The sequence below is a fragment of the Falsiruegeria litorea R37 genome (genome assembly GCF_900172225.1).
GTDB lineage: Bacteria > Pseudomonadota > Alphaproteobacteria > Rhodobacterales > Rhodobacteraceae > Falsiruegeria > Falsiruegeria litorea.
This window is the reverse complement of record NZ_FWFO01000008.1, coordinates 1-18842: the sequence shown is the minus strand read 5'-3', so window position 1 is coordinate 18842 and position 18842 is coordinate 1. Positions and strand designations below refer to the sequence as shown.

19 protein-coding genes and 1 pseudogene are annotated in these 18842 nt (G+C 58.8%); 11 read left to right on the top strand and 9 right to left on the bottom strand.

All coding sequences use genetic code 11. The annotated features are described in order from the left end of the window. Positions 1-7 precede the first annotated feature (7 nt). Entirely contained in the window at positions 8-1654 is a 1647-nt protein-coding gene (locus TRL7639_RS21890; protein ID WP_133057691.1) for a choline dehydrogenase, read from the top strand. Between the two features lie 5 nt (positions 1655-1659). Here the strand turns inward: TRL7639_RS21890 and TRL7639_RS21885 are convergent, their stop codons facing one another. The 4 genes from TRL7639_RS21885 to TRL7639_RS21870 form a co-directional block, all read right to left on the bottom strand. Beyond that, positions 1660-2169 carry an RES family NAD+ phosphorylase gene (locus TRL7639_RS21885; RefSeq protein WP_085798044.1) on the bottom strand — a complete coding sequence of 170 codons (510 nt, stop codon included), beginning with the start codon at positions 2167-2169 and terminating at the stop codon, positions 1660-1662. 2 nt (positions 2170-2171) lie between these two features. Then, entirely contained in the window at positions 2172-2522 is a 351-nt protein-coding gene (locus TRL7639_RS21880) for an MbcA/ParS/Xre antitoxin family protein (protein WP_085798043.1), read from the bottom strand. Positions 2523-2611: 89 nt separating this feature from the next. Next, positions 2612-4030: an aldehyde dehydrogenase family protein gene (locus TRL7639_RS21875; protein ID WP_085798042.1), complete on the bottom strand. Its 1419-nt coding sequence runs from the start codon at positions 4028-4030 to the stop codon at positions 2612-2614. Between the two features lie 83 nt (positions 4031-4113). Next, entirely contained in the window at positions 4114-4740 is a 627-nt protein-coding gene (locus tag TRL7639_RS21870; RefSeq protein ID WP_165759882.1) for a TetR/AcrR family transcriptional regulator, read from the bottom strand. A gap of 125 nt (positions 4741-4865) precedes the next feature. Here TRL7639_RS21870 and TRL7639_RS21865 point away from each other — a divergent pair, with 125 nt between their 5' ends. From TRL7639_RS21865 to TRL7639_RS21820, 10 genes are all read left to right on the top strand, one after another. Further along, positions 4866-5855: a TRAP transporter substrate-binding protein gene (locus TRL7639_RS21865; protein ID WP_085798040.1), complete on the top strand. Its 990-nt coding sequence runs from the start codon at positions 4866-4868 to the stop codon at positions 5853-5855. Beyond that, positions 5852-6361, top strand: a complete 510-nt coding sequence (locus tag TRL7639_RS21860) for a TRAP transporter small permease (protein ID WP_085798039.1) — start codon at positions 5852-5854, stop codon at positions 6359-6361. Before TRL7639_RS21865 ends, TRL7639_RS21860 begins: the two co-directional genes overlap by 4 nt. Next, a complete protein-coding gene (locus TRL7639_RS21855) occupies positions 6358-7617 on the top strand; it encodes a TRAP transporter large permease (RefSeq protein WP_085798038.1) in 1260 nt (419 codons plus the stop codon). The genes TRL7639_RS21860 and TRL7639_RS21855 overlap by 4 nt, the downstream gene beginning before the upstream one ends. A 10-nt stretch (positions 7618-7627) precedes the next feature. Further along, entirely contained in the window at positions 7628-9277 is a 1650-nt protein-coding gene (locus TRL7639_RS21850) for an amidohydrolase (protein ID WP_085798037.1), read from the top strand. A 3-nt stretch (positions 9278-9280) separates the two neighbouring features. Next, positions 9281-10090, top strand: coding sequence for a CobW family GTP-binding protein (locus tag TRL7639_RS21845; protein WP_085798036.1), 810 nt, complete (start codon positions 9281-9283; stop codon positions 10088-10090). Between the two features lie 259 nt (positions 10091-10349). Continuing rightward, positions 10350-11459 (top strand): ABC transporter ATP-binding protein, encoded by a 1110-nt coding sequence (locus TRL7639_RS21840; RefSeq protein WP_085798035.1) that lies wholly within the window; start codon positions 10350-10352, stop codon positions 11457-11459. After that, a complete protein-coding gene (locus TRL7639_RS21835) occupies positions 11459-12388 on the top strand; it encodes an ABC transporter permease (protein WP_085798034.1) in 930 nt (309 codons plus the stop codon). The genes TRL7639_RS21840 and TRL7639_RS21835 overlap by 1 nt, the downstream gene beginning before the upstream one ends. Positions 12389-12391: 3 nt before the next feature. Continuing rightward, positions 12392-13201, top strand: a complete 810-nt coding sequence (locus TRL7639_RS21830; protein ID WP_085798033.1) for an ABC transporter permease — start codon at positions 12392-12394, stop codon at positions 13199-13201. Between the two features lie 21 nt (positions 13202-13222). Next, complete coding sequence (locus tag TRL7639_RS21825) at positions 13223-14260, top strand: extracellular solute-binding protein (protein WP_207559709.1); 1038 nt, start codon at positions 13223-13225, stop codon at positions 14258-14260. 143 nt (positions 14261-14403) lie between these two features. Next, positions 14404-14766 carry a cupin domain-containing protein gene (locus TRL7639_RS21820; RefSeq protein ID WP_085798032.1) on the top strand — a complete coding sequence of 121 codons (363 nt, stop codon included), beginning with the start codon at positions 14404-14406 and terminating at the stop codon, positions 14764-14766. A gap of 18 nt (positions 14767-14784) precedes the next feature. Here the strand turns inward: TRL7639_RS21820 and TRL7639_RS21815 are convergent, their stop codons facing one another. From TRL7639_RS21815 to TRL7639_RS23410, 5 genes and pseudogenes are all read right to left on the bottom strand, one after another. Continuing rightward, positions 14785-15045: a CBU_0592 family membrane protein gene (locus TRL7639_RS21815; protein ID WP_085798031.1), complete on the bottom strand. Its 261-nt coding sequence runs from the start codon at positions 15043-15045 to the stop codon at positions 14785-14787. A gap of 3 nt (positions 15046-15048) precedes the next feature. Further along, positions 15049-16197: an acetylornithine deacetylase gene (gene argE, locus TRL7639_RS21810; RefSeq protein ID WP_085798030.1), complete on the bottom strand. Its 1149-nt coding sequence runs from the start codon at positions 16195-16197 to the stop codon at positions 15049-15051. A gap of 30 nt (positions 16198-16227) precedes the next feature. Next, positions 16228-17166 carry a LysR substrate-binding domain-containing protein gene (locus tag TRL7639_RS21805; RefSeq protein WP_085798029.1) on the bottom strand — a complete coding sequence of 313 codons (939 nt, stop codon included), beginning with the start codon at positions 17164-17166 and terminating at the stop codon, positions 16228-16230. A gap of 24 nt (positions 17167-17190) precedes the next feature. After that, positions 17191-18687, bottom strand: a complete 1497-nt coding sequence (locus TRL7639_RS21800) for an aldehyde dehydrogenase (RefSeq protein ID WP_085798028.1) — start codon at positions 18685-18687, stop codon at positions 17191-17193. Positions 18688-18702: 15 nt separating this feature from the next. After that, positions 18703-18842, bottom strand: a pseudogene (locus tag TRL7639_RS23410) (DUF1028 domain-containing protein); the annotation flags it as partial.

Sequence of the window (18842 nt, the reverse complement as noted above, 5' to 3'; positions counted from 1 at the left end):
TGACAACATGACGACAGAATACGATTTCATCGTGGTGGGATCGGGCAGTGCTGGTGCGATCATCGCAGCCAGACTGGCCGAGGCTGGCACCTCTCGCGTCCTGCTGCTGGAGGCAGGCCCAAAGGACAACAGCCTGTTGTTCCACGTGCCTGCCGCAATGCGCTATGCCTACAACGCGTCCAAGTACAACTGGAACTATGAGACCGAGCCCGAGCCCTATCTGAACAACCGCGTTTTGGTGCAGCCGCGCGGCAAGGTTCTGGGCGGATCGTCTTCGATCAACGGTCAGCTGTATCTTCGCGGCCACCCGATGGACTACGAGGGCTGGGCCGAAGGCGGGGCCCAGGGGTGGTCCTATGCCGAGGTATTGCCGTACTTCCAACGTCTGGAAACGCGTGTGGACGGGAGCAACGCGTATCAGGGCACAGGGGGAAAGATCCGCGCCTCGACCATGGGATCGGAGAACCCGCTGACACAGGCGTTTTTGCTGGCTGGCCGCGAGGCCGGTTACCTCAGCACTGATGACGTCAATGGTGGGCAGCAGGATGGGTTCGGCTATCTGCCCAAAAACGTGGCTGACGGTCGCCGGTCGTCCACGGCGCAGTGTTACTTGCGCAATCCGCCCGCCAATCTGGACATCCAGACGGGCTGCAACGTGCGCAACCTGATCGTTCAGGGCAAGACCGTCAAGGGCGTGCGCTATGTCCAGAACGGGCAGACGAAAACCGCCGCCGCCCGGGCCGAGGTCATCCTGTCCGCTGGTGCCTTCAACAGCCCGCTGATCCTGATGCATTCGGGCATTGGCCCCGCCGAGCAGTTGCGCGCGCAGGGGGTCGAGGTCGTGCATGATCTGCCCGGTGTGGGCGAAAACCTGATGGATCACCCACTGACGTCGCTACAGGTGAAATGTACCCAGCCCGTCACGCTATATAAACATCTCAACCTGTTCAGTCAGGCCAAGGGGGCGGTGGAATGGGCGCTGACCCGCAAGGGGCTGTTGGCCAACAACCACTTTGACGCGGTCTGTTTCATCCGCACCAAGGCAGGCGTGCGCTTTCCCAACATGCAGATCGCCCTGTTCCAGATCGCCGTGGCCGAAGGATCAGCCGATTTCATCAAGGAACACGCCTTTCAGCTGCAGTTCACCAACCAGCGCCCGCAAAGCCGGGGCTATGTGCGGCTGGCGTCAAACGACCCCTTTGCCGCGCCGCGTATCCGCTACAACATGCTCGAGCACGACGACGACGTCGAAGAGCTCAAGGCCGGGTTGCGTCTGTCGCGTGAGTTGACCCGGCAGCCATCGCTTGCAGCCTTCACCAGTGACGAAATCTTTCCTGGGGTTCAAGTTCAGGACGATGCAGAAATTGAGGCCTGGCTGCGCCAGAACTGCCACTCCTCGTATCATCCGTCGGGCACCTGCAAGATGGGCATTGACCGGATGGCGGTCGTGGACCCCGAATGCAGGGTGCATGGCATTGCGAACCTACGCGTCGCCGATGCCTCGATCATGCCGGTCATCCCCTCGGCCAACTTGAACTGCCCCACCATGATGATCGGTGAAAAGGCATCGGACATAATCCTGGGCAAAGCCCCCTTGCCCCCGTCAAACCTGCCCTATTTCCAAGACCCGAATTGGGAGACATCACAGCGGTAACGGTGTCAAACAGGTGGTCCCGGCAGGCGTCCATCGCTGTCGATGACGCGGATCATTTCCGGCGGCGTGTCACCCCACCGCCAGAACACCACGTTGACGTCCCGGGGCGTCGCGCCTCGGGCAAAACTTTGCACGCGGAGGCCTGCAAATCCGTTGGCGATCAGCTGATCTGCCACCGTGTGGGACGCAGGCACGCGGCCGCTGAGCATCTCGCCCATCCAGTTCGGGCATTGCAACTGACCAAAGGTGATCCCATGCGCCGCCAACAGTGCCGGATTGGTTGCGTCAAAGACCGGTCCGCAATCGACCTGGTATTCGCAGATAGTGAGCGGCTCCATCGGGCGACCCAGGGGGCTGGCCTCACGAATGGTGGTCAGAACGGTCTCGGACATATAGATCGCGGGGGTGCCGATTGGGTTGAAGCGCCCTCCGTTCATGCGCGCACCCTCTCCGGACACCGGGTCCCAAGACCAATAGGGATTGTGGGCGCGAAACAGCGGGCCTTTGTGCTGCATGCTCAGGCGTAACCGCCTGCCGCCACGTGATCGAGATAGCGGCGCACTTGATCGGCCCTGCCCTCTCGGATCAGCTGTTCTGCGGTTTGCCCGCCAAAGCCCACAATCGGTTCCGACCGCATCCAAGCATAGGCCGTCAGCGCCGAACCTGTGAACTTTTCGACCCGGTTCAGGATTTCCAGCATCTCGCGCAGCCGCGTTTGCGTGCGGACCGACTTTAGCCGGTCCTTTCGGGAAAACGCGTCGCGCGACAGGCCGATGGTGGCAGCGATCTCAGATTGCGTCGTGCGCAGTTTGGCCGCCATCTTTGCCGGGGCAAAAACCTTATCCTCAATAAGCTCTGCGAGTTCCATATCTCCTCCGCGCCACATGTAATGACATATATTGGTGTCATTTTGTGCGCTGTCAAGGTTCTGGGCCACACGTGATCAACGCGCCAAGGTCAGGGTTTCATCGCTGTCAATCTGGGGAACAGGTATTCATTCACGGCGGATTCACCCCCAACACAACCCAATCCGCTGAGTTTGAGGCCACCAAACGGCACGTCGATATAGGCAGTCGTCAGTTGATTGACGGCAACACTGCCCACCTGCAGACGCGCACCGACGGCTTCGGCAGCGGTCTGATCCGGGCCATAAACGTACCCGGACAGCCCCAATTCGCAGGCGTTCGCGCGGGCCATGATGTCATCCAGATCATCGTAGGGCGCAATACAGGCAATCGGACCAAAAATCTCTTCGGTCATGCCAAGCGCGTCGTCGGGCACGTTGGCAAAAACACGCGGTGGCGCAAAGAACCCTTCGTTCTGCCGAGCCGGGTCGTTCAGGATCACGGTGGAGCCCTTGGCAATAGCGTCCGCTGCGATCTGGTCCATCGTCTGAACGCGTTCGATATTGGCCAGCGGCCCCATGGTGGTCGCCACGTCCATCCCGTCGCCCAGAACCAGGCCCCGAGCATAGGCCCCGGCGAGTTCGGCAAAGGCGTCGTGCTGGTCCCGGTTTACGTAAATCCGGTTCGGAGCGGTGCAGACCTGTCCACCGTTCCAGAACCGTTTCGAAATCAGTGCCTGCGCCGCCTCTTCGACATTTGAGCCGGGCAAAACAATCGCAGGCGCGTTGCCGCCCAATTCCAACGTGCAGCGCATGATTTCGGCGCCACATTGCGCAGCCAGATCGCGGCCAACATTGACCGACCCGGTATAGGACAGATGCCGCATCGCCCGATGCTTGATCAACCGGGTCGACAGAACTCGAGAGCTTCCCATCACCAGATTGACCGCGCCCTTGGGCAAATCCGACTGATTTAGGATGTCCACCAGCATTGCCACCGATGATGGTGTGTCGTTGTTGGCCAGAACCACCACAGTACAGCCCGCCGCCAACGCGGGCGCGATGTGAACAGCAGCCGTTTCGACCGGGAAATTCCACGTCGTGATGACGATCACCGGGCCGACCGGCACCATGTCGATCCGCCGCCGCGCGCCATAGCCCGGACGGTCATAGGCAAACGTCATCGTGTCCGACATTTCGGCGAAATGTTCGAACATGCCCACCACGCCCGACATCTCAAGCCGCGCTTCGTCCATGGGCTTGCCCTGCTCCAATGTGATCTGTTGGGCAAGCGTCTCCGAGGCAGCCTTGACCCGTTGCGCAATTCCATCCAGCACGCGGGCTCGCGCGTGTGGTGACGTGCCTGACCATTCCGTAAATGCTTGCCCTGCCGCATCTGCTGCGGAATCCGCGTCCTGTTCGGTTGCGCAAACAAACTCGGCCAGTAACTCTCCGCTTGCCGGGTTGGTGATGGCGCGCCGCTCTCGCCCTGCGACGGGGATCTTGGCCGCATTCACAATGGGATGAAACATTCAGAAATTCTCGCATCAGGAGTGTGTTATTGATTATAATATATTATATATTGTATGGCATCAACCCTGTGAAACGGGTTTTGCTAGCGGAGCACGCCCAAGGCAGCCCGCACCACCACCGCCCGCAATTCTGTATGATCCGCCGGAAACAATGGCCCCGAGCCAAGCGATGTGTGAATGGCCATTGTGATGATCACCTGTACTGCATGTCTGATCGCTTGCTGTTTGTCGTCCAGCTCGATCTCATCGGCGTAGGTTTCAGCAACCTCGGCAAATCGATCACCGATCACCAGGGACAACTCCTTCAAGCGTTCCCAAACATCTGGGTCCTGGGCAGAGATCTCGTAAGCTGCGCGGTAGAACCCAATATGCGCACGGATCGTGGTGTAGGAATGATCGGCGTAATGCGTCAGCAGGTTCGCCAGAGACCCAAAGGTTTCTTTGGACAAATCCATCTCTCGGGCTTCATGTGCCAAAGCCTCCCAAATTCGGGCCAACATGACCTCGAACAGATCCCGCTTGTCCGAAAACCGATGATAGAATGACCCGGTCGATGCCCCGGATGCAGAGATGATGTCTGCGATCCGAGACCCAGCAAAGCCGTTCTTGGCAAACGCCACCTCAGCCGCATCCAGAAACTTCTGTTCGGTCTTCCGGCTGCGGGCCTGTTTGGCCGGTGTATATCCCCTGTCTGTATCTTGCTCCGCCACGTCGTTTGGCATCCCCCTGCATTTCCAATTGACAAAAGCAGATTATTGGGACGAATTCAATATTAGAAACTTTTTTCTAGTTTTGTGAGGAAACAAAGCGAGTGGAAAAGTGAGTGGAGGAACTTATGAAAAAACTGATTATCGGAACTGTTGTTTCAGGCTGTTTGGCGACGGCGACCTCGGCACAAGTCGAGATCAAGCTGGCGTCGATTGCGCCGGCAGGAACACCTTGGATCGGCCATCTGGAGACCTGGGAGAAGAATGTCGAGGCGGCCACAAACGGCGAGATTGACATCGTCATTTACCCGTCCGGACAGCTTGGCAATGAATACGACACGTTCAAACAAGTGCAACGCGGACGCATTGATGCGGCATCGTTGTCGGGCGGTGTGCTGAGTGCCTTTGTCCCAGAGCTGGCGCTGATGTCGACGCCCTATCTGTTCGACAAGGTGGAAACCATTGACTGCGTCTATGACGGCGCCATGGGTGACACGATGAAATCGCTCGTTGCCGACAAAGACGTCGAGCTGTTGCAATGGGGCGAAACGGGCTGGGTGCATGTTTACGCCCAGGACGATCTGTCGGATGTGGCCAATGCCGAAGGCTACAAGGCCCGCGTCGCGCCCCACGACATGTCGCGCACCCTGTGGGCATCGGTCGGCGCCAACGGAACCGAGCTGCCTTATGCTGAAACCCCTGCTGCGTTGCAGACCGGACTGGTGAAGGCCGGGGAAAGCGCCGAGGTGTCTTATGTTGCCTTCGGCCTGGGCAAGGTCGCGCCGCATTTCATGATGACCTATCACATGCATCAGGCCGGCGGCATCATCATCAGCGAACGCACGATGAGAAAGCTCAGCCCCGAACAGCAGCAGATCCTGCGCGACAGCCTGCCCAGCACCCAAGGGGGCCGGGATGAGATCCGTCAGATGGGAGTGGCTCTGGTCAGAAAATATGAGGCCGCAGGTGGCCCTGTTCATCGCCTGACAGACGAGCAGCGCGCCGCGTGGAAAGCCAAGGTCGAGCCGAACTGGCCCGGCTTTGTGGCCGGTCTGGGTGGCCAGTCCGAGGCGATGTGGCCCCAAGTCCTCGAAGCCAAATCGGCTTGCGGCGAATGACACTCTCGCCTGATTGGGCCGAACGGGTTCTGGCCGGAGTGTTCCGGTTTGAATCCGTAATCGCGGTGGCAGGCTATGCCACCGTGGCCGGCTTGTTGGTTGTCGACGTCGGCCTGCGCGAGCTGGTCGGCACCTCGATCTACGGGGCGCAGCGGGTGTCGGTCTATATCATGATCGTCACCGGATTTCTGGGGCTTGGCCTGGCCGCAGCACAGGGCCGCCATCTGCGGCCCCGCTTTGCCGATGGGCTGATCCCAAAGCGCTTTACCACCGCCGCAACCCGACTGGGCGACCTGATCATGACTGCTGTCTTGTTGGGCTTTGCCTGGGTCGGTGTCCACTACGTGCTTGAGGCGCGCGAGTTCGAAGACATGGCCCGGATCATCGATATCCCGCTTTGGTATCTGAATCTGATTGTCCCCTACGCCTTTGCCACCACAGCGCTGCGTTATGCGCTCTTTGCCCTTTACCCGGCCCTGCGCCCTGAAGAAGTCAGCTCTGAATGACCTATGCTTTTATCCTGTTCGGCCTGAGCATCGCTTTGCTGGCGTTACGGGTGAACCTGTTTGTCCTGCTCTTGATCGTGGGCAGCTTTATCCACCTGGTTTGGGGCGATGCCGAACTTCTCTACATCGTCGAAGACATGTGGATCGCCCTTGATAAAGAAGTGCTCCTGTCGATCCCACTGTTCCTGATCTGTGGGTCCGTGATGGGACGCGGTGCAATTGCCGCTCGTCTGATCGAAATCATGACCGCCCTTACATCCCCCCTGCCCGGTGGGCTGGCGGTGGCGACCGTGATGACCTGCGCGGTCTTTGCCGCTATTTCCGGATCATCCGCCGTAACATTGATTGCTGTTGGCTCTATCGCCTACCCGGCGCTGCTGGCGCAGGGCTATGACAAATCCTTTTCCCTTGGCGCGCTGACCACCGCCGGGACGCTCGGCGTCATCATCCCGCCGTCGATTCCGATGATCCTGTATGGCATTGCGACCGAAACCTCGATCATCGACCTGTTTACTGCGGGCATCCTGCCCGGTCTGTTCCTGATGACGTTGCTGGCGGGATATTCGTTCTTCGTGAACCGCCACATGCCACGCGAACGCTTTTCGCTGACCCGACTGCTGAGCGCGCTTCGGTCAGGCATCTGGTCGATGCTGATGCCTGTAATCCTGCTTGGCGGCATCTATTCGGGCTATTTCTCGCCCACGGAATCCGCCGCCGTTGCCTTGGCCTACGCGGTTATCATCGAGGTATTCGTACACCGCGAATTGCGACTTCCGGACCTGCGCGATGTGGCGATCGAGACGACAACCATGGTTGGCACCATCTTTCCCGTGCTGGCGATCGCGCTGTCGGTCAACCTGCTGTTGACCGCACATCAGGCCCCCGCCCATCTGGCGGACTGGATCAGCGGGTTCATCACCAGCAAGATCACTTTCCTGCTGGCGATCAACGTGCTGTTGCTGATCGTGGGCTGCGTGATGGACATGATCTCGGCCATCCTGATCCTAGCACCGCTGCTGCTGGCCCTTGGTCGCGTCTATGGCATCGACCCGGTGCACCTTGGCATCATCATGACCGTAAACCTTGAGATCGGTCTGCTGACCCCGCCTGTGGGCATCAACCTGATCGTGGCGATGACCGCCTTCCGCGAGAAATTCGGCCTGATCTGTCGCAGCGTCCTTCCCTTTATCGCCATCATGGTGCTTGGCCTGTTGGTGATCACCTTTGTCCCCGCCCTCTCGCTCATCCTGCTTTAGAGGTTCGACCATGTCCGAAATCACCATCTATCCCGCCCGCCGTATCCATACAATGAGCCCTTCGAACCCCATTGCCGAGGCGGTCGCTGTGCGCGACGGGATCATCCTTGAGGCTGGGCGGATCAAAGACATGCAGCCCTGGCTTGAGGGGGCCAAGGTCACGGTGGACGAGCAATTCGCCGACAAGGTGCTGTTTCCGGGATTCATTGACCCGCATCTGCATCCGTCGCTCGGGGCTACATTGCTGCCGTGCCAGTTCATCACTGCGTTCGAATGGGATCTGGGCAAGCATAAGGTGCCGGCAACGCGCGGGCGCACCGAATACCTTGCTCGACTGCAGCAGTTCATCGCGGATCGTGGCCCCTCGCAAGAGCTGTTTGTCACGTGGGGATACCACCGCACCTGGCATGGCATCATTGGGCGTCCGGACCTGAACGCAATTGCACCCGACGTGCCGGTCATCCTATGGCATCGTTCGTTTCACGAGGTCATTCTGAACGACGCTGCCATCGACAAGCTGAACCTGGATCGGCAGATGATGGCAAGCCACCCGCAGATCGACGCGGATCTGGGTGTGTTTTTTGAAACCGGCGGGCAGGTTGCGCTGAATGCTCTACGGCCGCATCTTTTTGCACCCACCTGGTTCGGACGCGGGCTGCAAGATCTGAAACAGCTGCTGCATGCGGGCGGGCACACCACCGTGGGTGACATGGCCTGGGGGATCTTTGATTTCGAACTGGAATGGCAATCCTATATCTTTGCGATTGAGCAGGCCGAGGCCCCATTTCGCGTACAGATGATCCCTCGTGGCATTCCCGACGCCGAACTGACCGGAACGCCCGAAGAGGCGTTGGCCCGGATCGAAACCTTGAGTGATCGTGGCAGTCACCGTCTGTTCTTTGACAAACACGTCAAGCTCTTCACTGATGGCGCGTTTTTCTCTCAGCTTATGCAAGTACAGGAACCCGGCTTCATCGACGGGCATCATGGCGAATGGCTGACCGCCCCCGAACAGTTCGAGGCCGCCTGCCGCGCCTATTGGAATGCAGGTTATCGCATCCATGTGCATTGCACCGGCGATCTAGGGGTCGAGCTCGCCTTGGATGTGCTCGACAAGCTGCAATTCGAACGGCCCCGGTTCGATCACCGCTTTACCATCGAACATTTCGGCGTCTCGACCGAGGAGCAGGTGCGCCGGATCAAGGCACTTGGGGCTCTGGTTTCGGCAAATGTCTATTACCTGCATGAGTTGGGAGAGGCTTACTGGCGCCACAATCTGGGCCACGAACGCGCCAGCCAGATGGCCCGTTTGGGGTCATTGGCGCGCGAAGGTGTGCCCTTTGCCCTGCATTCCGATTTCACCATGGCCCCGGCCCGCCCGCTGACCAGCGTTTGGGTGGCGGTGAACCGAATTGCGGAATCGGGTGCGGTTCTGGGCCCCAATGAACGGATCAGCGTCGATCAGGCGATGCGCGCCATCACCATCGATGCAGCTTATGTCTTGGGTCAAGAGCAGAGGATCGGATCCATTCGCGCGGGCAAGTCGGCGGATTTCACGGTGCTGGACGATGACCCCTACGAGGTCGCCCCCGAAACCATTCGCGACATCCGTGTCCACGGCACGGTGTTCGAAGGCACCCCGCATCTGGTCAAAGGATAGGCCATGATCCCCGTCTGCATCGTTTCAGGCTATTTGGGAGCGGGCAAAACAACACTGATCCGCGATTTCCTGCGCGCGCCCGGCGGGTTGCGCGCGACGGTACTGGTCAACGATTTTGGACAGATCAATATCGATGCTGAACTGATCGCTCAGACCGGCGTCGACACGATTGCGCTGACCAACGGATGCGCCTGCTGCTCGATCGGCGACGACCTGCTTGGCGCCGCTCAATCGGCGGTTCAAGATGAGCCTGACATAATGATCATCGAAGCCAGCGGCGTCGCTCAACCCGCCCGGATCGCCCACCTGTTACACGGTGTCGTGGGGACCCGGTCAGCGCGGTGTCTGACGGTGATGAACCTGGCGCGCGCGCGCCAACTGTCGCGAGACAAGTTTGTCGCCAACCTGTTTCGCCAGCAGATCGACCAGGCCCATGGCCTAAGCGTTAACCGAACAGCAGCTCACGCCCGGGGCTGGACATCGAACCACCCACAATACCCCACGTTGGGTGCCTTCATCGCAGATAATAAGGCCCGAACCCGTTCTACCGCCACCGAAATGACAAAGGGTACCAATTTTGTGCACCGCGTCTTTCATCCCCGACCCATGAAAGAGGCTGAGCTTATGCAGTGGTTGATGACACATTGCCCGAATCTGCACCGCGCAAAGGGTCTGGTGCCGCTCAAGCTGGCCAGCGGGAAAACAATCATGGCCAGGTTGGATTTTGTGCAGGGGGATTGGGCCTTGGAACGGGTGCCAAACGCCCAACCAGATCCTTTCGGCCAAATCGTAGCGATTTCACCGGTCACCTAAGAAAAGGTTCTGACGTGTGTGGTTTGCCTCATTTCGCAACAGGTTCAACAAGATGCATTGATTAGGACAGGACAAACCAAAACCCTGATCCCAAAACAAACGGCTTTATTTTCGTGCCTATTTTCTAAGCGCAACCACCCGTAAATGCCCAAAGAGATATGCAAAAACCCGATTGCTTAGGATCAGCCTAAGGTGAGGTGAGGAACACAATTATTCAGAGGAACCTGCGCGCCGTATATACCTTTTGCGAAACTTCGCGATGCTCAGGGAGGCGCATTTGTCTGACAAGGAAAATATCGCGATTGATGTGCGGGACGCGGTGAAACGCTATGGCGACTTTACCGCGCTGAAAACGATCTCGCTGTCGATCATGGACAATGAGTTCTTTACGCTTCTCGGCCCATCGGGATGTGGCAAGACCACATTGCTGCGGATGATCGCGGGATTCGAGGACGTCACCGAAGGAGCGATCTTCCTTTACGGCGACGAGATCGAGAACCTGCCGCCCAACAAGCGCCCGGTGAACACGGTGTTCCAGAACTATGCGCTGTTCCCGCATATGACCATTCTGGACAACGTGGCCTTCGGACTTGAGATGCGCGGCGCATCCAAATCCGACGCGCGCACCAAGGCGGGCGAAATGCTCGAGCTGGTTCAACTGTCGCAATTTGCTGCTCGCAAACCATCACAGCTCTCAGGTGGGCAGCAACAACGTGTGGCGCTGGCGCGTGCGCTGGCGCCACAACCCAAAGTTCTGCTGTTGGACGAACCCCTGTCGGCACTGGACCTGAAGCTGCGCAAGGCGATGCAGCTGGAACTCAAGCATCTACAACGCGAAACCGGCATCACCTTCATCTTTGTGACCCATGATCAGGAAGAAGCCCTGACAATGTCCGACCGCATTGCCGTCATGTCGGCAGGCGAGATGCAGCAACTGGGCTCTCCCACCGATATCTACGAGCGTCCACACAACATGTTCGTGGCGGATTTCATCGGTGAAACCAACCTGCTCGAGGTGTCCGTGGACGGTATCGCAGAGGGTCGCGCAACCTGCCATCTGGGCGGTGGGCACGAACTGACTTGCAACGCTGTCGATGGCATCGGAGTGGGGTCCAAGGTCCACATGTCGATCCGGCCCGAACGTCTGTACATGTCGGCCGAACCGATGGCCTCCGAAGGGTTGCATGGCCGCGTCAAGGACAACATCTTTGTCGGCACCGATATCACCACCATCGTGCAGTTGGACGAGGGCCCCGATTTTGTGGTGCGCACCTCAAACTCGGATCGCGGCAACAAGCGGATCTTTGAGCCGGGCACCGAGATGTTCGTCAACATGGAGCGGGGGGCCGCGCGCCTCCTGGTGGACTGATGGCGGCCGGTGCAGCAAGCGGCGGTAGCGCGACAACCGACACCTACAAAGAGGCGCGCACCTGGTTGCTATTGCCCGCGTGGGTGACCCTGTCCATTCTGATTTTGGCTCCGGTTCTTATGATGCTGGTCTACTCTTTCCTGACGAAAGAGTTCCGAGGCGGCGTGATCTGGGAATTCAGCCTGGCGGCCTATGATCAGTTCTTCTTTGATCGCGGTCTGTTCGGGGATGACCCCCCCAAGATCGAATGGACCTACATTGCCATCTTCTGGCGTTCGATCTGGCAGGCCGGCGCGGCAACGCTGCTGAGCCTGGTGATCGGCTTTCCAACGGCATATTTCATCGCCACACGGGCGGAAAACATGCGCCCGGTCTGGGTGTTCCTGATCACCATTCCATACTGGGTGAACCTGCTGATCCGCACTGTGTCGATGAAGTTCCTGCTGCGGGACCAAGGCCCGCTGAATGACTTCTTGATCAACATCGGCCTGATCGACAGCCCGCTGCACATCGTCAACACCAACTTTGCGGTGCAATTGGGTTTGTTCTATTCCTACCTGCCCTTCATGGTGCTGCCGATCTATGCGGCCGTCGAACGCTACAACTTCAATCTGTCCGAGGCTGCAGCCGACCTTTACGCAAGTAAATGGACCACCCTGCGCCGCATCCTGCTGCCGGCTGTCAAACCGGGTGTAATCGCGGGTTGTATCCTGGTGTTCGTCCCCTCGATGGGTTCGTTCCTGGCCCCTGACCTTTTGGGTGGCGCCAAGAACTTCATGATCGGGTCGCTGATCGAGGAACAGTTCAAGGGCAACGCCGGCAACTGGCCGTTTGGCGCGGCTGCCTCGATGATCCTGCTGACCATGGTTCTGATCATCCTGATGATCTTTGCCCGGCAACAGGCCAAAGCCGAAAAAGCAGGGGGCTGAACCATGGCGTCGACAAACTTTGACATCAAAACCTATCCCGGCTTCAAGGCCATCACCCTGCTGTGTCTGATCGTGCTTTATGCGCCGCTGGTGGTGGTCACGATCTACAGCTTTAACGCCTCGCAATCGTTGACCAACTGGGAGGGCCTCTCGCTGCGCTGGTATGCGGATGTCTTTACCGGCCCGGAAAGCGGCAAGTTCAAAGAGGCGGCCAAGAACAGCTTTATCATCGCCATCGTCGCGGCCACGGTGTCGACCTCGATCGCAACGTTGGCGGCCACGGCCATGGTCCGGGGTGGCAGATTCAAGCTGCGTACCGTGTCCTTTGGCCTGATCAGCCTGCCGCTGATGGTGCCGGAAATCGTGACGGCGGTTGCCACCCTGATCTTTTTCAACTCGATCGGGTTCGACCGGGGGATCATGACCATCCTTCTGGCCCATATCGCCTTTTGCATTCCCTTTGCCTACTTGCCGATTTCGGCCCGGATGCAGGGGATCGAAGACAGCTATGAGCAGGCCGCGCAGGACCTCTATGCCACCAAACGACAGGCGTTCACCAAGATCCTGCTGCCGCTGATGATGCCCGGTATCATCTCGGGTTTTCTTTTGGCCTTTATCGTCAGTCTGGATGACTTCATCATCACCAACTTTGTCAAAGGCGCGGGCGTCGAAACCCTGCCCACGGCGATCTTTGGCTCGGTCAAGCAGGGGATCAAACCCAATATCATGGCGATCTCGACCATGTTGCTGGGGGTGTCAGTGGTGATGGTAACGATCAGCTATTTCGTCAGCAAAAAAGACAACACAAAGTAAAACCAACAGATGGAGAGAACGATGAAATCCTTCATGAAGAACAGCGCCGCTGCAATGGCCCTGATCATCGGAGCAAATGCCGCCGCCGCCGAGGGCAACCTGGTCCTGTACCACTGGTTCGAATACATTCCGCAGGAATTGATCGAGAAGTTCACGGCCGAGACCGGCATCAACGTGACCATGGATACCTTTGATTCCAACGAGGCGATGCTGGCCTCGCTCAAAGCGGGCGGTATCGGCACCTATGACGTCTCGGTCCCTGGCGACTATATGGTGTCGATCATGGCAGGCGAAGGGATGCTGGATACCATCGCGGATGGCGAACTGAAGAACAAAGGCAATATTGCCCCCGAATGGGCCGACCCCAGCTTTGATCCCGGTCGCAAACACTCGATCCCCTATCAGTGGGGTTCGACCAGCTTTGCCGTGAACCGCGATGTCTATTCTGGCGACATCCAGACCACCGATATCCTGTTCAACCCACCGGCCGAGCTCCAGGGTCGCATCAACATGCTGGACAGCCAGGGCGAGGTGATGGCGATGGCCGCGCTGCACATGGGCATCCCGCAATGTTCGACCGACCGCGAGCAGCTCAAGGCGTTGAACGCCATGCTGATCGAAGCGAAACAGCATTGGGCCTCGTTCAATTCGGACACCGCAAAAGAGGTGCTGGTGTCGGGTGATGCAGCCGTGGGCCAGATCTATGACGGGTTCTCAGCCAAGGCGCGCGAAGAGGGGGCGAATGTCGAATACGCCTATCCGACGCAAGGGTACATCGCCTGGATGGACAACGTCGTCCTGCTAAAGGATGCGCCGAACCGTGACAGCGCGTTGAAGTTCATGGATTTCCTGCTGGAGCCTGAAAACATCGCCGCCGTCACCAACTATGCCCGCTACAACGCTGGCGTGACCGGGGTCGGGGAGTTCCTTGACCCGGAATTGGCCACTCAGCCCGAAAAGAATCCCCACGACAAGGTCGGCCCGGGCGTCTTTATCGAGGTCTGCTCGGAAGAGGTTCAGGCGGTTTATGACCAGATCTGGACCAACGTGAAGAAGTAAGCACCGCTCATGTGTGCTTTTGAAAACCGGGCGGCCAGGCTGCCCGGTATTTTCACGGGGCCGATGTGCCCACATGATCGAGCCGCAACAAAAACAAGTCGCACTAGGTAGTGATATCTGCTTGCACGACGAAAGAAGGCACCATGACCAAACCCATCCGTTTGCTGGCCGAAGGCCACCCTGAAACCGGCTTTGTTCCGTCCAACCTGGTGGCGGACAGCGATTTCACGACCCAAGACAAGTCCGAGACCATCAGCAGCTTTTTTGAAAGCCGGGACGAGAAAATCTCGGTCGGCGTTTGGGAATGCGCGCCCTGCCGGGAAGAGATCAAGGCCTATCCGGTGGACGAGATGATGACGGTGATCTCGGGCGCGTTAACTCTGACCAGTTCGGACGGAACGGCGCAGGAATTCGTCGCGGGCGACACGTTCTTTATCCCCAAGGGCACGGCGTGCGTCTGGGAGATCACCCAGACGCTGCGCAAGTTTTACATGATTGCGGAATGACCCGGTTGGGTCCTGACCCTACGCGCCCCGCAGATTGCGCAAGATCGCCAAAGCGGCGATCAGCAGGAACATGACCTCGATCACGATGGCCCCCAGGTTGGGCCGATAGATCAACGAGATCATCACCAAAGTCCCGCCCACGATATTGCAAGCGTTAAAGGTGATCTTATCGGCGGGCAGGATGTTTCGGGTGGCTAGGTAATAGGCAACTACGATGATCACCGAACCGATCAGACCGACCCCGTCAATTAGCGAAATGTCTTGCAGCATGTCCATCATCGGTCACTCACACAAATCATCCAGAATGCGATCCATCATCGCATCACAGGCATTCAACTGACTCACCTCCAGATACTCATCCGGCTTGTGTCCTTGCCCTTCCATCGAGCCGGGGCCGCAGACGACGATTGGAATACCAAGCTCGCTAAAGAACCCAGCCTCCGTGCCAAAGGCCACTTTGGTCGTCTCATTGCTTTGCGCCAGTTTTTGGGCGTAGCCGATCACAGCATCCGTCTCAGGCGTGTCCAGGCCGGGATAGGCGTTGTATTGCTCGACCTCGACCCGCGCGCCGTCAAATTGCGCGCGATGTGAGGCACCGACACGCTCTGCTGCGGCCTTGATCTGAGCCAGAATATTCGCCCCCCGGTCCGCGGCGAGGTGGCGGTATTCGAACGTCATCTCGGCCCGGTCCGGCACGATGTTCAACGCGGTGCCCCCTGACAGAACACCCACATGAAAGGTCGTATAGGGCACGGAATAGGCCTGATCGCGATTGCCGCCGGTGGCAAAGGTGTTTTGCAGCGCGCGCAGCTCGCCTATGAAATCGGTGGCCAGATGCAGCGCATTGACGAACTTGGGCGCCAAAGCTGAATGCCCGGCCTGCCCATGACAGATTGCCCGCAGCGCTGCCTTGCCCTTGTGCCCCACGGCGACCTGCATATCCGTAGGCTCGCCCACAAAGCAGGCGCGCGGTTGACCCAGCATCGGTGCCAACCGGTCCAACATGCGCTGAATGCCGACACAGCCCACCTCTTCATCATACGACAGCGCGATCTTGAGCGGCTCGCGCAGCGGGGCCTGCGCCGCCCGATCCGCCAGCGACAGGATCGAGGCGACATATCCTTTCATGTCTGTTGTGCCCCGCCCATACAGCCGGTCATCCTCGCGGGTCAGGCGGAACGGATCCTTGGTCCAGACCTGCCCGTCGACCGGCACGACATCGGTGTGCGCAGACAAAAGTACCCCATCCCCGGATGGCCCTTTCTCGGCATAAAGACCGGTTTTCTCACCGTCCGGATCGTCGATACGATGTACCGCAAAACCCCGTTCGGTCAGGAAATCTTCGGCATAGCTGGCAAGCTCCAGGTTCGAGTTCCGGCTAACCGTGTCAAATCCGATCAGACGGTCCAGAATATCCAAGGTTGATGTCATGAGGTCAGAAACTTCTTTTGTATCCAGATGTTATTCGGCATCCATCGCATAGAGCCCCGGCAAGGCCCCCGATTGAACCGCTTGGGTGCAGTGTTCAACAAATGCCTTCAGCGTGTTGGTTTCATTCTCGGCGCGGGCTTGCAACAGCCCCAGGCGCATCGGTCGAACGTCGCCAGCCAAAGGCACAAAGATCAGCTTTTTCCCGTCGGGCGACAAAGTGTTCAGCGGTCGGATGTTGGCGATTGAGAAGCCAAATCCATTGGCCACCATCGACCGCATAACCGACATGTCAGCGGTACGTTCTTCGATGATCGGCTTGATGTTCTCGTCGCGAAAGAAAGACAGAAAATACTCGCCGCTAAACGGCAAATCCAACAACACCATCGGGGAATCGCGCAGTTCAGCAATCGTCAGTTCGGATCGTTCTGCCAGCGGATGCCCCTCACCCAGAACCACATAGGGCGGCAGTACATGAAGGGGCTGGAATTCCAGATCGGCGGGAATGTCCAGATCATAAGTCAGCGCGATGTCCAACTCGGCCCGCCGCAGTTGGCTGAAGATCTCGGCCTGGTTCAGCTCGCGCTGTTCAAAGCGGACATTGGGGTAGGTGTCGATGAACTCGCGCCGCAGGCCCGGCAGCACGATCTGGGCAAAGGTCACCAGACAGCCCACCGACAGAACACCCTGCACCTTGCCGGTGATTTCCCCGGCCAAAGTCGTCAGCAGTTCGGCCTCACGTAGGACGAACTCGGTTCGTTCCAGAAACTTGTGGCCTGCGTTGGTCAGCGCCAGACCCCGCGCGTGTTCGCGGACAAACAGGTTGATGCCAAATTCGACCTCAAGCTGCGTAATCGCCGCCGAGATCGACGGCGACGACACGTTCAGTTTGTTGCTTGCCGCCGCGATGCTGCCGGCCCGTCCGACCGCCACGAAATACTCCAACTGGCGCAAAGTATATCTGAAAGGCACTGGCGCATCTCCGCTTGCTCCGGATCAAGCCTTGTACTTGATCCAAGTGGTTTTCAGAGCAGTGTACTTTTCAAGCGAGTGCAATGACAAATCCCGACCAAAGCCGGATTGTTTCATGCCACCAAACGGGGTCTGTGCCGACAGGGCGTCGACCGTGTTGACCGACACCGTGCCCACCATCAGCTTGTCCGACACCCGGCACGCGCGGCTCAGGTTGTCGGTCCAGACCGAGGCCGCAAGCCCGTAGATCGAGTCGTTGGCCATGGCCACCGCCTCATTCTCGGTGTCGAACGGGATGACCGACAGGACAGGACCAAAGATTTCGTCGCGGGCAAGTGGGTTGTCGTGGGCCACATCGTCAAAGATCGTGGGCTGCACAAAGCACCCTTTGCCGTCCACGATGACGCGCTCGCCGCCGGTCACCAGATTGGCGCTTTTCTTGCCCTCTTCAACAAAGCGCATGATGCCTTGGGTCTGTTTCTCGTCAACGATGGCGCCCATTTTCGAGGCCGGATCGAGCGGATCGCCCGGCTGCATCGCCTCGGCCCGCGCGATCAGCTTTTCAACGAACTCGTCCTTGATCGAGCGTTCGACGTATAGCCGCGAGTTGGCCGAGCAGACCTCGCCCTGATTGAAGAAGATGCCAAAGGCGGCCATGTCGGCGGCGGTGTCCAGATCCTCGCAATCGGCAAAGACCAGGTTGGGGCTTTTGCCGCCGGTTTCGGGCCAAACCTGTTTCAGGTTGGACTGCCCGGAATACTGCATGAACATTTTGCCAATCGCGGTCGAGCCGGTGAAGGCCAGACAGTCGACATCCATATGCAGACCAAGCGCCTTGCCTGCCGTGACGCCGAAACCCGGCACCACGTTGAACACCCCATCAGGCACGCCCGCCTCGGCCGCAAGCTCGGCCAGTCGCAGGGCCGACAAGGGCGATTGCTCGGCCGGTTTCAAAACGACCGAGTTGCCAGCGGCCAAGGCCGCAGCGCCTTTCCATGTCGCCATGTCCAGGGGAAAGTTCCAGGGCGTTACTGCGCCCACAACGCCAAGCGGCACGCGAGAGACCAGCGCGAGATCGCCAGGACCTGTCGGGGCAACCTCGTCATAGACCTTGTCGATGGCCTCGGCATACCATTGAAAGAAATGGGCCGAACCGGGCGCATCCACAGTGGCCGCAACCGTCACCAGCTTGCCCATATCCAGACTGTCGAGCAGCGCCATCTCTTCCAGATTGGCGCGGATCAGATCAGCCAGTTTCAACAACACCGCCTTGCGGTCGCCCGGTGCCATACGTGACCAACGACCGTCTTCGAACGCTGCACGCCCGGCAGCAACGGCCCGGTTGATATCGGCCTCATCGCCCTCGGCCACTTGCGCCAGAACCGCGCCGGTGGCAGGGTTGATACAGTCAAAGGTTTTGCCTGATGCCGCATCGACCAACTTGCCGTCGATAAAGGCCTGACCCCTGATGTTCAGGCCTGCGGCGCGGGCTTTCCAATCTTCATGTGTGTAGTCCAGCATCACATGTTCCTTGTGTTATTCGTCACCGGGGACGCCGTAAGAGGGTGCCTCTCGCGGGTCCAATGCGCGTTGGACGTAGGCGTCGAGTTGGGGTTTGTAGATGTCCCAGGCCGTCGCGATGGCCTCAACCGGGCAGTCCTCAGTCCAATCGCAGC

What these genes read in the sequence shown, in the direction of transcription:
- TRL7639_RS21890 (WP_133057691.1), top strand. Translation starts at nt 8, where the DNA reads ATGACGACAGAATACGATTTCATCGTGGTGGGATCGGGCAGTGCTGGT.
- TRL7639_RS21885 (WP_085798044.1), bottom strand. Translation starts at nt 2,169, where the DNA reads ATGCAGCACAAAGGCCCGCTGTTTCGCGCCCACAATCCCTATTGGTCT.
- TRL7639_RS21880 (WP_085798043.1), bottom strand. Translation starts at nt 2,522, where the DNA reads ATGGAACTCGCAGAGCTTATTGAGGATAAGGTTTTTGCCCCGGCAAAG.
- TRL7639_RS21875 (WP_085798042.1), bottom strand. Translation starts at nt 4,030, where the DNA reads ATGTTTCATCCCATTGTGAATGCGGCCAAGATCCCCGTCGCAGGGCGA.
- TRL7639_RS21865 (WP_085798040.1), top strand. Translation starts at nt 4,866, where the DNA reads ATGAAAAAACTGATTATCGGAACTGTTGTTTCAGGCTGTTTGGCGACG.
- TRL7639_RS21860 (WP_085798039.1), top strand. Translation starts at nt 5,852, where the DNA reads ATGACACTCTCGCCTGATTGGGCCGAACGGGTTCTGGCCGGAGTGTTC.
- TRL7639_RS21855 (WP_085798038.1), top strand. Translation starts at nt 6,358, where the DNA reads ATGACCTATGCTTTTATCCTGTTCGGCCTGAGCATCGCTTTGCTGGCG.
- TRL7639_RS21850 (WP_085798037.1), top strand. Translation starts at nt 7,628, where the DNA reads ATGTCCGAAATCACCATCTATCCCGCCCGCCGTATCCATACAATGAGC.
- TRL7639_RS21845 (WP_085798036.1), top strand. Translation starts at nt 9,281, where the DNA reads ATGATCCCCGTCTGCATCGTTTCAGGCTATTTGGGAGCGGGCAAAACA.
- TRL7639_RS21840 (WP_085798035.1), top strand. Translation starts at nt 10,350, where the DNA reads ATGCTCAGGGAGGCGCATTTGTCTGACAAGGAAAATATCGCGATTGAT.
- TRL7639_RS21835 (WP_085798034.1), top strand. Translation starts at nt 11,459, where the DNA reads ATGGCGGCCGGTGCAGCAAGCGGCGGTAGCGCGACAACCGACACCTAC.
- TRL7639_RS21830 (WP_085798033.1), top strand. Translation starts at nt 12,392, where the DNA reads ATGGCGTCGACAAACTTTGACATCAAAACCTATCCCGGCTTCAAGGCC.
- TRL7639_RS21825 (WP_207559709.1), top strand. Translation starts at nt 13,223, where the DNA reads ATGAAATCCTTCATGAAGAACAGCGCCGCTGCAATGGCCCTGATCATC.
- TRL7639_RS21820 (WP_085798032.1), top strand. Translation starts at nt 14,404, where the DNA reads ATGACCAAACCCATCCGTTTGCTGGCCGAAGGCCACCCTGAAACCGGC.
- TRL7639_RS21815 (WP_085798031.1), bottom strand. Translation starts at nt 15,045, where the DNA reads ATGATGGACATGCTGCAAGACATTTCGCTAATTGACGGGGTCGGTCTG.
- argE (WP_085798030.1), bottom strand. Translation starts at nt 16,197, where the DNA reads ATGACATCAACCTTGGATATTCTGGACCGTCTGATCGGATTTGACACG.
- TRL7639_RS21800 (WP_085798028.1), bottom strand. Translation starts at nt 18,687, where the DNA reads ATGCTGGACTACACACATGAAGATTGGAAAGCCCGCGCCGCAGGCCTG.